This is a genomic window from Bacterioplanoides pacificum, from assembly GCF_042648445.1.
Taxonomy (GTDB): Bacteria; Pseudomonadota; Gammaproteobacteria; order Pseudomonadales; family Oceanobacteraceae; genus Bacterioplanoides; species Bacterioplanoides pacificum.
Map to the genome: position 1 here is coordinate 550,922 of NZ_JBHRYB010000005.1, position 13,731 is coordinate 564,652.

Genomic DNA, 13,731 nt, shown 5'->3' on the forward strand with positions numbered 1-13,731 from the left:
CATAAGGTTAAACTGACAGCCGATCGTTAGTTTCAGGCCAGCCTTTTATGTCGTCATGCTCCCCATCGTCAGAAGAACAACGGATTACGCAGTTCAGCGAGTTCAGCGCCCGGGCGGATTATTCGTTGCTGCAAAGTCTGAATATAGATCCGGATGCCCGCGCCGATGGCCAGGAGCAACAACCACGGCAGGTGTTCAGCGGCCATTATGTGCCCGTTATTCCCACACCGATCGCCAACCCGCAATACATTGCTCACAGCAGCGGCTTATTTGCTGAGTTGGGACTGGATTATGCGCTGGCAGGCGATGGCGATTTTGCCCGGCTATTCAGTGGTGATATGACGGCGGTACGGCAAAACGACGCCTGTAATATGCGCCCGTATGGCTGGGCAACGGGTTATGCGCTGTCGATTTATGGCCGCGAATACACTCAGCAATGCCCATTCCGTACCGGCAATGGGTATGGCGATGGCCGCGCGATGTCGATTTTTGAAGGGGTGTTCCGCGGCAAACGCTGGGAGATGCAATTAAAAGGTGGCGGTCGTACGCCGTATTGTCGTGGTGCCGATGGCCGTGCGGTATTACGCTCCAGTGTGCGCGAGTTTTTAGCACAGGAGCATATGCATGCGCTGGGTATTCCGACCTCACGGTCGCTGACATTATTTACCTCAACCACGGAAACCGTTACCCGGCCGTGGTATTCCGAACAGTCGCAAAGCTATGAGCCGGATATTCTGGTGGATAATCCGGTAGCGATTTCCACCCGTGTGGCACCGTCGTTTATCCGTGTTGGCCAGCTGGAATTATTTGCCCGGCGAACGCGCAATAAAGAATACGATCACGCACCGCAAGAGCTGACGTTAATGGTTCAGCATCTGATCGAGCGCGAATATAAAGACGACATTGATACGACGTTACCCTTTGCGGAGCAGGTGATAAAATTGGCGGAATGTTTCCGCGGCCGATTAACGGCATTGGTGGCGAACTGGATTCGGGTGGGGTTTTGCCAGGGCAATTTTAACAGTGATAACTGCCACGCGGGCGGTTACACCCTGGATTACGGCCCGTTTGGTTTTTGTGAGGTGTTTGATCCAGAGTTCCAGCCCTGGACCGGCGGCGGTGAGCATTTTTCTTTCTTTAATCAACCGGCCGCGGCGGAAGCCAACTTCCATATGTTCTGGAAAGCGTTGCGAACCTTACTGGAACAGGATGGCGATAACACCAGTCTGCAGCAACTGGACGACATTCGTCAGGGGTTTGAAGTAGCCCAGCGTCAGGCAATTCAGACGATGTGGGCGGCTAAACTGGGCCTGGCAAGTTACGACCAGGCGTTAACCACGCAACTGCTGTCGTTAATGCATCAATCTCAGGCGGGCTACACCCGCTTTTTCCGGGCGTTATCGTCGTTGCCAACCACTATTGAGCCGCTACAGGCGACCTTTTACCGCGCTTCGCTGGGGGAGGCATTGCTGGTCCAATGGCAGCAGTGGCTGGCGCAATGGCGTACACAGGTGCTGGAAGGTCAGAGTGAAAGCGCTGTGTCTGCTCGTATGAAACAAACCAACCCGAAATACACCTGGCGTGAGTGGTTAGTGGTGCCGGCTTATGAACAGGCGATGCAGAGTTGTGCGGATGGCAGCGGTAATTACGGCCTGGTGAAAGAACTGCAACAGGTGCTGACCCATCCCTACGATGAGCAAACACCGGAAGTGGCAGCCCGCTTCGACCGCCAGAAACCGGCGGAATATCTTCATGCCGGTGGGGTGTCGCACTACAGTTGTTCGTCCTGAGCGGGGATTACCCCCCAAGACAGCCCTCAAGTCGCACCCCAAGTCGAATTGCTTATGTTGGAGGCTGCCTGAGCTCCGCAACTTTGTTCTATTTTTCTCAACCTGGCTTTCCTATCATTTTGTTTTGCTAAGTTGCAGGGTTATTTGAGTCGTCATCCTTATGCTGGAAATCATTTTGTATGCCGTTGGTGTGATGTACACGCCCGGTCCCGTTAATTTTATTGGTCTTAACAGCGGTATTCAGAAGCAGAGCGGCATGCTTAGCTTCTTTGTGGGTGTGTCGACCGGCATGACCATTTTGTTCCTTACGGCTTCTTTTGTTAGCGCGCAGCTGATCAGCGATACCTTGCTGCAGTGCACAGCTGCACTGGGCACGGCGTATATCGTTTGGCTCAGTTATAAGATCTTTCGTTCGGATGTGTCGGGGCAGGGGGATGAGAAGGTACGCCCGCTGGCATTTGCCGATGGTGTGCTGATGCAGATTCTCAATCCGAAAGGGTTATCGGTCGCTTTACCGCTGGCCACGGTGCAGTTTCCGGCGGCAGGTATCACGGGTGGATCTCTGGTTGCCTGGAGCGTTGGTTTGGCGTTTCTTGGCCTGGGAGCACCATCTTTATATTATGGATTTGGGCGTTTGCTCGGGCGCAGGATTTATCAGACCAGCTACCTAAAGTGGATTAATCGGCTGATGGCGGTGTTTTTGTTGGTTGTGGCGGTCAATATGGGGATGGTGGCTTTCAGTTAGCCTGAAAGCCCTTAGTATTTAAAAAATATCGCAGCCCCCGGCCCAAACCTTGAGAGCGTAAGCAGCCTTTAGCGAGTAAATCGCTTAAATCACGGGTCGCGGTTGCCTTGGAACATTTCCCCAGCGCGGCATACTTTTGTGCACTGACGCCGTTAGGGAAGCCATCTTTCCCGGCTTTGAATATCTTGTTTAAAACCGTTTCCTGGCGTTCTGACAGCTCGGTATTTTTGTGTCGCTGCCAGAATTCAGTTTTCTCAAATATTGTCGCTATTTTTTCGGCTGCTTCGTGTTGAGCCGCGATCAGAGTTTCGATAAACCAGCTGAGCCAGGCAGTGATATCCAGCACCGCAGGGTCATCCAGCTCCGATGCGTCACAGCAACTCGCAACGTTCAGCTGGCGGTAATATTCCTTTTTATTTCTTTCGATATGGGTCGACATGCTGAGCACGACGGGCATCCCCATATCCTGCGCCAGCGCATATTCAATGATGGCACGGCCGATACGGCCATTACCGTCATCAAATGGGTGAATAACCTCAAACCACAGGTGAGCGATACCAGCGCGGATCACCCCTGGTATTTGCTGGTTATCTTGTAGGAGACCTTGCTGATTAAACCAGTTCAGGAACTCAGCCATTAAAGTATCGAGATCCTGTGCGGCAGGTGCTTCGTAATGCACGCGCTCATAACCAACCGGCCCGGAAACAATCTGCATCGGTTCCGGGCTGTCTCGCCATTGCCCGACGGTCAGGTCGCTGTGCAGGATATTGTCTTCAAATCCGGCAAGCACCATGCGATGCCAGTTGAACAGCATCTCTTTGCTGAGTGGCTGACTGAAGTGCTTGCGTACGTCTACAATCAGCGCCGCCATTCCTTCTGCTTTAACGTCAGCGACGTTGATGGGAGTAGGGGTCAGGTTCAGGTAATTCTGTAACGATGATCGCACACTGGCTGGATTCAGGTTCTCACCTTCGATCAGGCTGGTATTGATCGCCTCATCCACCATCAGATCCAGCTGAGCGGCTAAGGAATCATCCTGATCGGTTTGCGACAGGCTGCCAGTCAGCTTAGCGGCTTGCTTGGCATACTGGTAGGCCAGAGACGACAGCTTGCCGCTGTCGTAGCTGAAGTTGGGCCAGTGTTTGTGTTGCCAGATGTAGTTCATGGGCTGTCCGGGTGGCTGTGTTGTGCCTTGTTTATAGTGCTGTGAGCCGCAAATATCAAATTTGCGGCTCGTTATTGTTGTTTATATGAGCCGTAAGGGTAACTTTTGCGGCTCATGAAAGGTTGTTGGATGAGCCGAGAATGCGGGGGCCTTGGGACGAGTGCTAGTTAGAGAGCGTGTTGGCGTAAGTGTCTATGTGATGCTGCTAATGTGGGTGTCCTGATAGTGCTCTATTCGATGTGATAATGGTCCTGAGTACATCAGCAACAAGCTTGCTGTGTGGGCAGAGAATCAAGGCATTAAGCTGGTATTTATTCAGCCTGGCAATCCGCAACAGAATGCCTACGTTGAGCGTTACAACCGCACGGTGCGTTACGACTGGCTGGCTCAGTACTTGTTCGACACATTGGAGGATGTTCAGAATTACGCCACTCGCTGGCTTTGGCATTACAATAACGAACGACCGAACATGGGTCTTGGGGGAATCACTCCTCAACAGAAATTGGCCATGGCGGCCTAATCTCTACTTTTGATCACCGTTGTTTTCTGGGGGGATTACCGTTTGGCAGCGGTGCTGGATAAGCTTGAGGGGTAAGCTGGCAGAATAAATACGCGTCGGACATCCGACGCGTAAGGCTGGTGAAATTAAGATTCCACTACTGCAGACTTATGCAGAAAGCAGCTTTATCAGAGTTACCAGCTCCTCGACCGGCACCATAACCCCGTTAATGTACACCCGACCTTCCACTTTTACCGGCTCTTCCCAGAATGGAATATATTTAGCCGTATTAATGGTAATACGCAGGTTATCGAACTCAAGCATAGTGCCCTGCAGCGCACCGCCCGAATAAATAACCGGCTGATCATCCACCGAATCCAGATTCAGCGAAATCTTCTGCGTCAGTGTACGGTAGGCGAATGAGCCAGATACTGGCCCGCTGACATTAATGGCTTCCGTGTTATCACTGGCCGGAATCAGCGGATAATCGTCGAAATAGAAATTCACCGAAGCACCGATTGGTGCCAGCGTTATATTGCTCAGGCTGACGTCCAGGCCGTCCGCCAGCGTCATGCGATAAACCTCACCCGACGACAGACCGCTTAAATTACCCAGACTGGAGTTAAAGCCCTGACCCAAGGCAACACCGGACAGCTGCGGCACTGCTTGCAGTAATTGCGCAACCAGTTGCAGAGCTTCCTGATCGACCTCATTAGCATCAGGACTCTGAGAGCTGAACGTCGAACTGAATAAATCTGTGCCGGACAAACTGAAGGCAGCACTGGCTGGCGCAGCATTGAATACCAGAGCACTACTGAGAGCAATACAACTCATTAACTTCTTCATCGATATATTCCTTTATTATTGTTTTTCTCATTTTCAGATAAGGGTTCTACCCCGTTTTCATGGACGGTTTAATGAAGCACTAAATCTTGTAGTGGTCAAGTAATTTTGGCCACAGTTTAGTAGGAATACCAATACAGTTTCTCTGCTGCATTTGGACTTTTCCCACCGTTATTCATGTGCGGTCGAATCTGACTGTGTTCTGGTTGAATAACCCGGGCACCTCAAGAAGAGATAAACTCTTCACCAACAGAGGTGCCAGTTATGAGTCAGAAACGCAGTTACAAGCAATACCCGCCAGAATTTAAAGAAGAAGCCGTTGCTCTCGTAACTGAGCAAGGGTACGCGGTTCCAGAAGCCGCTAAGTCCTTGAGGATTGCCACCAACTTGCTCTATCGGTGGAAAGCCCGTCCAGCCAAGGTGATCACTGCGGAAGAGCTGCACTTCTACCGACGTGCCAAAGCCCTGTTCAAAGCCTCCAGAAACAGCCTTGGAAGCCGTGAATTAGTCAAAAAACTGAACGAGGAAGACGTCCGGGTGACTCGTCATCGAGTACGAATGGTTATGCAGCAGCTGGGGCTGAAAGTCACGCAGCGCATGGCTTATAGAGTCACGACCAAGCGTAAACACAGCGACCGGGTAGCGGATAACCTGCTAAATCAGCAGTTCAACCCGGTGGGCATGAACCAGGTTTGGGTAGGAGACGTCACCTACCTGAAAACAGGCGAAGGCTGGATGTACTACCTGGCCATCGTCATGGATTTGTACTCGCGCAGAATCGTTGGCTGGGCCATCGACAAACGCATGACAACGAGCTTGATCAGCCGGGCCATGATCAAGGCTTACAACCTCCGCCAACCGCCGATAGGCCTGGTATTCCACAGCTATAGAGGGTCTCAGTTCACCAGTAAAGCCTTCGCAACACTGCTGAAGGGTTATGACATACGAGCCTCAATGGGGGACGTTGGCGCATGCTGGGATAATGCCGTTGTTGAACGCTTCTTTGGCAGTCTGAAACACGATTGGTTGTTCAAAGTGCATCAACCAACACGTACTCATATAAAGGAGGACGTAGCGGCTTACATGAAGTATTACAACCTGGATCGCTTGCACTCTACGAACGGTGATTTATCGCCTGTGGAGTACGAGAAATTAGCAAATTAATGTGTCCTGTTTTGTTGACCAGAACACATTTCGAACACGGATTGTATACGGACAATAGGAAGTAGGTTTAAGTGCCTTATAACAAGCGTTTACAAGGTGGCGCAGAAGTGCGCACTTGAAGCGAGAGTTACATCAAATAGGATCACTCATTATTAGAGTATTTTCAGTGAAGTTGCTGGCTGGAATCCTATTGCCGCTATGGGTGATTATGCCCATACAATAAAAAAACCGGCTCCTCTTTCGAGTGCCGGTTTTTTATTCGATCAGGTTTTTTTCAGTAGAAGCCGATCAGTTCAGTGAGCTGCACAGGCTGATTCCTGAATCCGCTCTGTCGTCATTGATCTTTTGTGCTTGCCCCACATGGATGTGGGAAATGCCGGAACTGCATGGAGCAAGTTTCGGCCCTGAAATATCAAAACCCAACCGTTCATTTCTAGCTTAGCGCATTGGCTGAGCTTAGCCCACTTTCTGCGCGTTTGTAGTAAACAGCAGGGCAGTGGGCTAATAACCTCTAAAGCTTGGCCGCTCGCGGACATCCATGTCCTACGCGGCATTAGTACTTCCTGTACGTCAAACCGCTTTCAGAGGAATCGCTGGACGAGCCAGGTCTTCAGACGGCGGAGCGAAAGACGTCAGGTTGATGCCTTCAACCGCTGCTTTGTACTCTTCCAGAGTCGGGAAACGACCCAGGATAGTAGACAGAACAACCATTGGGGTAGAACCCAGCAGAGACTCACCTTTCTTCTCAGCGCTGTCTTCTACAACACGGCCCTGGAACAGACGGGTAGAGGTGGCCAGTACGGTGTCACCGGCTTCCGCTTTTTCCTGGTTACCCATACACAGGTTACATCCAGGACGCTCCAGGTACAGCTGGTTTTCGTACTTGGTACGAGCCGCTTCTTTTGGATGCTCATCATCGAAGATGAAGCCAGCGTATTTCGCCAGGATGTCCCAGTCGCCTTCGGCTTTCAGTTCGTCAACGATGTTGTACGTTGGTGGCGCAACAACCAGTGGCGCGTTGAAGGTGATAGGACCGTTCTTCTCCAGGTTACGCAGCATGGCAGCGATGATCTGCATGTCACCTTTGTGAACCATACAAGAACCAACGAAGCCCAGGTCAACTTTACGACCATCGTAGTAAGAAGTCGGACGAATCACGTCGTGGGTGTAACGCTTGGATACGTCTTCGTTGTTTACGTCTGGGTCAGCAATCATTGGTTCGTCGATTGCGTCCAGGTCTACAACCACTTCAGCGTAGTATTTAGCGTTGTCATCCGGAGCCAGAGCAGGTGCTTCGCCAGACTTAACTTCAGCAATACGCTTGTCAGCCAGGCCGATCAGCTTCTGCAGCATGCCAGCTTCGTTGTCCATGCCTTTGTTGATCATGATCTGGATACGGGACTTAGCCAGTTCCAGAGACTTGATCAGGGTTTCATCGGTAGAGATACAGATAGAAGCTTTCGCTTTCATTTCTGCAGTCCAGTCGGTGAAGGTGAAGGCCTGGTCAGCCAGCAGAGTACCGATTTGTACTTCGATTACACGACCCTGGAACACGTTTTCGCCGTTGAACTGCTTCAGCATCTGCGCCTGGGTAGCGTGTACGATGTCACGGAAGTCCATGTGTGGCTTCATGTGGCCTTTGAAGGTTACCTTCACAGACTCTGGGATTGGCATTGCTGCTTCACCAGTAGCCAGTGCGATAGCAACCGTACCGGAGTCCGCACCGAACGCGACACCTTTAGACATACGGGTGTGAGAGTCACCACCGATGATGATCGCGCGATCGTCCACAGTAATGTCGTTCAGTACTTTGTGGATTACGTCGGTCATGGAGTGGTAAACACCCTTAGGATCGCGCGCAGTAATCACACCAAATGCGTTCATGAACGCCATCAGCTTAGGCGTGTTGGCCTTCGCTTTGTTGTCCCATACAGACGCTGTGTGACAGCCAGACTGGAACGCACCATCAACGTCAGGAGAGATGGTAGAAGCCGCCATGGACTCCAGTTCCTGACAGGTCATAGGACCAGTAGTGTCCTGAGAACCAACGATGTTCACTTTAACGCGCACGTCAGAACCGGTGTGCAGAGGCGTCTTAGAGGTAACACCAACCGCGTTACGGTTGAAGATCTTCTCAACCGCGGTCAGGCCCTGGCCTTCGATAGAGATTTCTTTCGACGCAGCGTAAACAACCGGTGCTTCAATACCCAGAGTTTCAGCAGCGAAAGTCTGGATCTTCTTACCGAAAGTTACCGCGTAAGAACCGCCAGCTTTCATGAATTCCACTTTTTGTGGCGTGAAAGCAGAGGCTACATCAACCAGTACATTGCCTTCGCTGTCCAGCAGCTTCTTGGCTTTGGTGTCGATGGTCAGAACGGTACCGGTCTTAACAGAGTATGCTTCTTCCAGTACCGGATCGCCGTTTTCGTCACGTACGATGTCGCCGTTTTCGTCTTTTTTCTGTACCCAGTTTTTCAGGTCCAGACCGATACCACCGGTTACGCCGACAGTCGTCAGGAAGATAGGTGCGATACCGTTAGTACCGGCAACAACCGGACGGTTGTTAACGAACGGGATGTATGGAGAGGTTTTTTCACCGGCCCACAGTGCCACGTTGTTAACACCAGACATACGGGAAGAACCTACGCCCATGGTGCCTTTCTCTGCGATCAGCATCACTTTAGCGTCTGGGTTGTCTTCACCCATTTTTTTGATTTCTTGCTGAGCTTCAGGAGAAATCATGCACAGGCCGTGCAGTTCACGGTCAGCACGGGAGTGAGACTGGTTGCCCGGAGACAGCAGGTCGGTAGAGATGTCACCTTCAGCAGCGATGTAGGTGATGACCTTAATTTTCTCTGGGATGTCGTCCAGCTTGGTGAAGAATTCTGCTTTTGCGTAGCTTTCCAGAATGTCTTTGGCAATGGCGTTGCCAGCTTTGAAAGCTTCAGCCAGGCGAGTGGTGTCTGCGTCGTACAGGAATACCTGAGACTTCAGAACTTCACCGGCAGCAGCGTTGTTGGCATCGTCAGACAGAGCGATGTCCAGCAGCGCTTCAACAGATGGGCCGCCTTTCATGTGAGACAGTTGCTCTAAAGCGAATTCCGGAGAGATTTCAGCAACCGTTTCTGCACCAGTAACGATGTCTTTCAGGAACTTAGCTTTAACACCAGCCGCCGGAGTCGTACCTGGCAGGGTGTTGTAGATGAAGAAGTTCAGCGAGTCTTCGCGGTGTTCATTGCCGCTGTCTTTGATCTGGGCAATGATTTCAGACAGCAGTTCAGCACTGTCGATAGGTTTTGGGTGCAGACCCAGTTCGTTTTTACGAACTTCGATCTCTTGTAGGTATTCAGAATACAAGCTCATACGAATCTCTCATTCTTCATCTTATTGAACCCATCAGGGTTACAGCTAAGCGCTCTGCAGCCCTGATGGACGTTAACATTCACACGGAATTTCAGCCGGCAATTATAGGCCATCCGGGACTTTGGGTTAAAGAAGGCGAAGGTCGAATAGTTTATAAATTGCTCTTATTCGGCTTATGTTCGTTATAAATCCTGTGAATGCCGACTCTGGTCGGATAGCGTCGTCAGCGGTGGTCGGCGCTACCGCCGATTTGGCACAATTGCCCGCTATCTTGCCTCCGGTGACTCATTTATAGTGGCTGAATAACGATAAAAATGCCCTGTACAAGGACTCCCGCGATGACTGATGCCGAGCAGAAAAGCCGTATTCATAAACGTACCTGTTGCTTGTGTGAAGCCACTTGTGGTCTGGAGATTACCCTTCAGGGGGAAGCGCCGGACGAGCAGATTATTGCCATCAAAGGTGACAAAGATGACCCGTTCAGTCGTGGTTATATCTGCCCCAAAGCCACCGCATTGCAGGATCTGCACAAGGATCCGGATCGCCTGACCCGGCCGGTAAAAAAACAGCCCGATGGCAGCTGGCAGGAAATCAGCTGGCCGCAGGCCATCTCTGAGGCGGTAGCCGGATTACAGCGGGTGCAGCAACAATACGGCCGCGATGCGGTGGGCAGTTATCTCGGTAATCCCAACGTGCATAATTACGGCAATTTATTGGTTGGCCCGATGTTGTTGCGCGCCATTGGTTCCCGCAATAAATTTTCGGCGACCTCGGTCGACCAGTTGCCGCACCATATGGCCAGTTATTTTATGCTTGGCCACCAGTTACTGATGCCGGTTCCGGATATTGATCGCACCGATTTTATGCTGATCATCGGCGGCAATCCGGTAGCGTCCAACGGTTCTATCATGACGGTGCCGGATATCAAAAACCGCTTAAAAGCCATCACTGAGCGCGGCGGCAAGGTGATTCTGGTGGATCCGCGCCGCAGCGAAACCGCCAAATTCAGCAGTGAGCATCTGTTTATCCGCCCGGGTCAGGATGTGTTGATGTTGTTATCGCTGTTGTATGTGTTCAGCCACGAAAGCGAGCTGCCAGCACTGCCGGATTACGTCGACAGCCGCGATCTGAAAGCCTTGTCAGCGGAATTCTCGCCGGAAGTCACCGCGACCCGAACCGGTATTGCCGCCGCTCAGCTGCGTGATCTCGCGCGTCAATGGCTGGCGGCAGACTCGGCGGTGTGTTACGGCCGTATGGGGGTGTCGGTGCAGCAGTATGGCGGTTTGTGTCAGTGGCTGATCAATGTGCTGAATATTATCAGCGGTAATTTTGATCGCCCGGGTGGGGCGATGTTTACCTCGCCTGCGGTGGATTTGCCGGCGATTCTGGCAGCACGCGGCAGTCGCGGCCATTACGATAAATACCGCTCGCGGGTGCGCGGCCTGCCGGAGTTTGGTGGTGAATTTCCGGTCGCGGCACTGGCCGAAGAAATTCTGACGGAAGCGGATAACAAGAAAGGTGAGACTCAGATTAAAGCCATGGTGACGGTCGCCGGTAATCCGATTGTTGCTACACCGAACAGCAAGCAGCTGGAAAAAGCCTTTGAATCGCTGGAATTTATGGTGTCGGTGGATGGTTATATCAACGCCACCACCCGCCATGCTGATATTATTCTGCCGCCGGTCAGCCAGTTGCAGCGCGATCATTATGATCTGATTTTTAATAATTTTGCCGTGCGTAATGTGGCGAAATATTCGCAACCCTTGTTTGCGCCGGGTGCCGGAGAAAAAGAAGACTGGCAGATTCTGCTGGCGCTGGCCAAAGGTTTTAATAATTCCGGCAGCGCGAAAAAGCGCTTCAGTAACTGGCTGACCTATCAGACCATCGGCTGGCTGAAGCCGAAAGGCCTGCTGAATAAAATGCTGGCAGCGGGTAAGTCGGGCCTCGATCTGAAACGCCTGCAACAACAGCCCGAAGGCGTCGATTTGGGGGCTTTACAGCCGGTGATGCCACAGCGTTTATTTCATAAAGACAAACGCCTGCAACTGACGCCAGAGTTGTACTGCAATGAGCTTGAGAGGGTGAAACAACAACTGCTGCAACCACTAGCCGCTGACGGACTGTTGCTGATTGGTCGTCGTCATATTCGCTCCAATAATTCCTGGATGCACAACAGCCAACGGCTGATTAAAGGCGCTGACCGTTGCACCTTGTTGCTTCATCCGGATGATGCGGCGGTGCTGGAGGTGGCCGACGGCGATAGCCTGAAGGTTATCTCCCGCACCGCTGAGGTTCTGGCGCCGGTGGAAATCAGCGATGAGATTATGCCTGGGGTGGTCAGTCTGCCTCATGGCTATGGTCATAACCTGCCGGGCGTGAAATTGCAGACCGCGCTGCAGCAGCCTGGTGTGAATGCCAATGAGTTAACCGATGATTTGCTGGTTGATGAGTTAACCGGTAATGCGGCATTAAATGCGGTGCCGGTGACGCTGGCACGGGCTTCCTGATCTGGCGGTTACGTGTCGCGGACAGGGTCCGCTCCCACGACACAGTCATTGTGTGGGAGAGGACCTTGTCCCCGATACAGTGCCGATGTAACGCCTGCTACGACGTTGTGATTGTGTGGGAGGGGACCTTGTCCCCGATACAGTGTCGATGTAACGGCTGCTACGACGTTGTGATTGTGTGGGAGGGGACCTTGTCCCCGATATAGTGTCGATATAACGGCTGCTGCGACGTTGTGGTTGTGTGGGAGGGGACCTTGTCCCCGATTTAACTGATCTTGCCTGTTACCCGCACCCGTTTACTGCCCACTTCAATTGGCTCTTTTCTGGCATCTGCAGCCTGTTTAATCTGATCGTCGATGATGTTTTTCAGCGCAATCAATAAGCCCATCGCAACAAATGCCCCGGGTGGCAGAATGGCAAACAGGAAGTCCGGGTAATCTTTAACCAGTTCAATTTTCCAGCTGGCGGCGGCGGGGCCAAACAGCAGATGCATATCGGAAAAAATCACCCCCTGGCCCAATATTTCACGCATGGCACCGAGCACCACCAGTACCAGGGTAAAGCCCAGCGCCATCATAAAGCCGTCGACCACCGACGGCAGGATCGGGTTTTTACAGGCAAAGGCATCCGCACGTCCGAGGATTGCGCAGTTGGTGACGATCAGCGGGATAAAAATCCCCAGTACCTGATACAGCTCGTAGGTAAAGGCCTGCATCACCAGCTCCGCCACGGTGACGAACGAGGCAATGATCATCACAAAAGCGGGCAGGCGCACTGCTTCGGATACATGGTTGCGGATCAGTGATACCGACAGGTTGGAGCCAATTAACACCATCATGGTCGCGAGCCCCAAGCCCAGTGCGTTCACCACCGAGCCGGTGACCGCCAGCAGCGGGCATAAGCCCAATAACTGCACCAGAGCCGGGTTGTTATGCCATAAGCCGTCAAGGCTGATGTCACGTAATGATTTGCTCGCCATTATTGCGCCTCCGTGATGGCCGGTTCGGCCAGTCGCTGCCGGATAATCTGCTGTTTGTGCTGCTGGAAAAAGGTCAGGGCGTTTTTCACCGCCCGCACCACGGCCCGGGGGGTGATGGTGGCGCCGGTAAACTGGTCAAACTCACCGCCGTCTTTTTTCACATTCCAGCCGTCTGACTGTGGGTTTAACAGGGATTTACCGTTAAAGCCGAGAATCCAGTTGGATTTTTTCAGGTCGACTTTGTCACCCAGTCCGGGGGTTTCTTTATGTTCGATCACCCGCACACCGGCCAGGCTGCCATTGGCTCGGACACCAACAATCAGGCTGATCTGGGTGGTGTAACCATCCGGAGCTACCGCCGGGATGATTGCGGTATGGACCTTGCCCTCGCGCCGGGCCAGATGGATTACGGCATCGTCGCTGATGGGGCCAAGCAACTGGCGGTTAAACTGGTCGTCCAGTGCCAGGGTGTCGCTTAACAGGTCGTTGTCGTACTGGTCGCGCGGCACGATGTCGTTTAACGCTTTGGCTTCGGCCTGGCGGATATTCTGTTCAATACGTTGTTGTGTACCAACCTGAGCCACAGCGATAGCACCGGCGGTGACCATGGCAAACAGCGCCAGGCCAACGGCATTATTACGAATGGAAAGCAGAAGTTCGTTCATAGGTGCTGTCC

9 protein-coding genes and 1 pseudogene are annotated in these 13,731 nt (G+C 52.3%); 5 read left to right on the forward strand and 5 right to left on the reverse strand.

What is annotated here, in order from left to right; translation table 11 throughout:
• The first annotated feature begins 47 nt into the window (after positions 1-47).
• Both ACFOMG_RS07145 and ACFOMG_RS07150 read left to right on the forward strand, forming a co-directional pair.
• Positions 48-1,790: a protein adenylyltransferase SelO gene (locus tag ACFOMG_RS07145; RefSeq protein ID WP_376865688.1), complete on the forward strand. Its 1,743-nt coding sequence runs from the start codon at positions 48-50 to the stop codon at positions 1,788-1,790.
• A gap of 160 nt (positions 1,791-1,950) precedes the next feature.
• The gene (locus ACFOMG_RS07150) at positions 1,951-2,535 is read left to right on the forward strand and encodes a LysE family translocator (protein WP_376865690.1); all 585 of its coding nucleotides are present in this window, start codon (positions 1,951-1,953) and stop codon (positions 2,533-2,535) included.
• Here ACFOMG_RS07150 and ACFOMG_RS07155 read toward each other — a convergent pair.
• Positions 2,528-3,700: a Fic family protein gene (locus ACFOMG_RS07155; RefSeq protein WP_376865691.1), complete on the reverse strand. Its 1,173-nt coding sequence runs from the start codon at positions 3,698-3,700 to the stop codon at positions 2,528-2,530. The genes ACFOMG_RS07150 and ACFOMG_RS07155 overlap by 8 nt on opposite strands.
• A 232-nt stretch (positions 3,701-3,932) precedes the next feature.
• Here ACFOMG_RS07155 and ACFOMG_RS07160 point away from each other — a divergent pair.
• Positions 3,933-4,220, forward strand: a pseudogene (locus ACFOMG_RS07160) (transposase); the annotation flags it as partial.
• 147 nt (positions 4,221-4,367) lie between these two features.
• Here the strand turns inward: ACFOMG_RS07160 and ACFOMG_RS07165 are convergent.
• A complete protein-coding gene (locus ACFOMG_RS07165) occupies positions 4,368-5,045 on the reverse strand; it encodes a hypothetical protein (RefSeq protein ID WP_376865692.1) in 678 nt (225 codons plus the stop codon).
• 261 nt (positions 5,046-5,306) lie between these two features.
• Between ACFOMG_RS07165 and ACFOMG_RS07170 the strand changes: the two genes are divergently transcribed.
• Positions 5,307-6,206, forward strand: coding sequence for an IS3 family transposase (locus ACFOMG_RS07170; protein WP_376865693.1), 900 nt, complete (start codon positions 5,307-5,309; stop codon positions 6,204-6,206).
• Between the two features lie 570 nt (positions 6,207-6,776).
• Here ACFOMG_RS07170 and ACFOMG_RS07175 read toward each other — a convergent pair.
• Positions 6,777-9,569 (reverse strand): bifunctional aconitate hydratase 2/2-methylisocitrate dehydratase, encoded by a 2,793-nt coding sequence (locus ACFOMG_RS07175; protein ID WP_376865694.1) that lies wholly within the window; start codon positions 9,567-9,569, stop codon positions 6,777-6,779.
• Between the two features lie 338 nt (positions 9,570-9,907).
• On the opposite strand from ACFOMG_RS07175, the gene ACFOMG_RS07180 reads away from it, so the two are divergent.
• A complete protein-coding gene (locus ACFOMG_RS07180) occupies positions 9,908-12,076 on the forward strand; it encodes a molybdopterin oxidoreductase family protein (RefSeq protein ID WP_376865695.1) in 2,169 nt (722 codons plus the stop codon).
• 265 nt (positions 12,077-12,341) lie between these two features.
• On the opposite strand, the gene ACFOMG_RS07185 is transcribed toward ACFOMG_RS07180, so the two are convergent.
• Entirely contained in the window at positions 12,342-13,055 is a 714-nt protein-coding gene (locus ACFOMG_RS07185) for an electron transport complex subunit E (protein WP_376865697.1), read from the reverse strand.
• Entirely contained in the window at positions 13,055-13,720 is a 666-nt protein-coding gene (gene rsxG / locus ACFOMG_RS07190; RefSeq protein WP_376865698.1) for an electron transport complex subunit RsxG, read from the reverse strand. Before rsxG ends, ACFOMG_RS07185 begins: the two co-directional genes overlap by 1 nt.
• Positions 13,721-13,731: the final 11 nt, after the last annotated feature.

What these genes read in the sequence shown, in the direction of transcription:
- ACFOMG_RS07145 (WP_376865688.1), top strand. Translation starts at nt 48, where the DNA reads ATGTCGTCATGCTCCCCATCGTCAGAAGAACAACGGATTACGCAGTTC.
- ACFOMG_RS07150 (WP_376865690.1), top strand. Translation starts at nt 1,951, where the DNA reads ATGCTGGAAATCATTTTGTATGCCGTTGGTGTGATGTACACGCCCGGT.
- ACFOMG_RS07155 (WP_376865691.1), bottom strand. Translation starts at nt 3,700, where the DNA reads ATGAACTACATCTGGCAACACAAACACTGGCCCAACTTCAGCTACGAC.
- ACFOMG_RS07165 (WP_376865692.1), bottom strand. Translation starts at nt 5,045, where the DNA reads ATGAAGAAGTTAATGAGTTGTATTGCTCTCAGTAGTGCTCTGGTATTC.
- ACFOMG_RS07170 (WP_376865693.1), top strand. Translation starts at nt 5,307, where the DNA reads ATGAGTCAGAAACGCAGTTACAAGCAATACCCGCCAGAATTTAAAGAA.
- ACFOMG_RS07175 (WP_376865694.1), bottom strand. Translation starts at nt 9,569, where the DNA reads ATGAGCTTGTATTCTGAATACCTACAAGAGATCGAAGTTCGTAAAAAC.
- ACFOMG_RS07180 (WP_376865695.1), top strand. Translation starts at nt 9,908, where the DNA reads ATGACTGATGCCGAGCAGAAAAGCCGTATTCATAAACGTACCTGTTGC.
- ACFOMG_RS07185 (WP_376865697.1), bottom strand. Translation starts at nt 13,055, where the DNA reads ATGGCGAGCAAATCATTACGTGACATCAGCCTTGACGGCTTATGGCAT.
- rsxG (WP_376865698.1), bottom strand. Translation starts at nt 13,720, where the DNA reads ATGAACGAACTTCTGCTTTCCATTCGTAATAATGCCGTTGGCCTGGCG.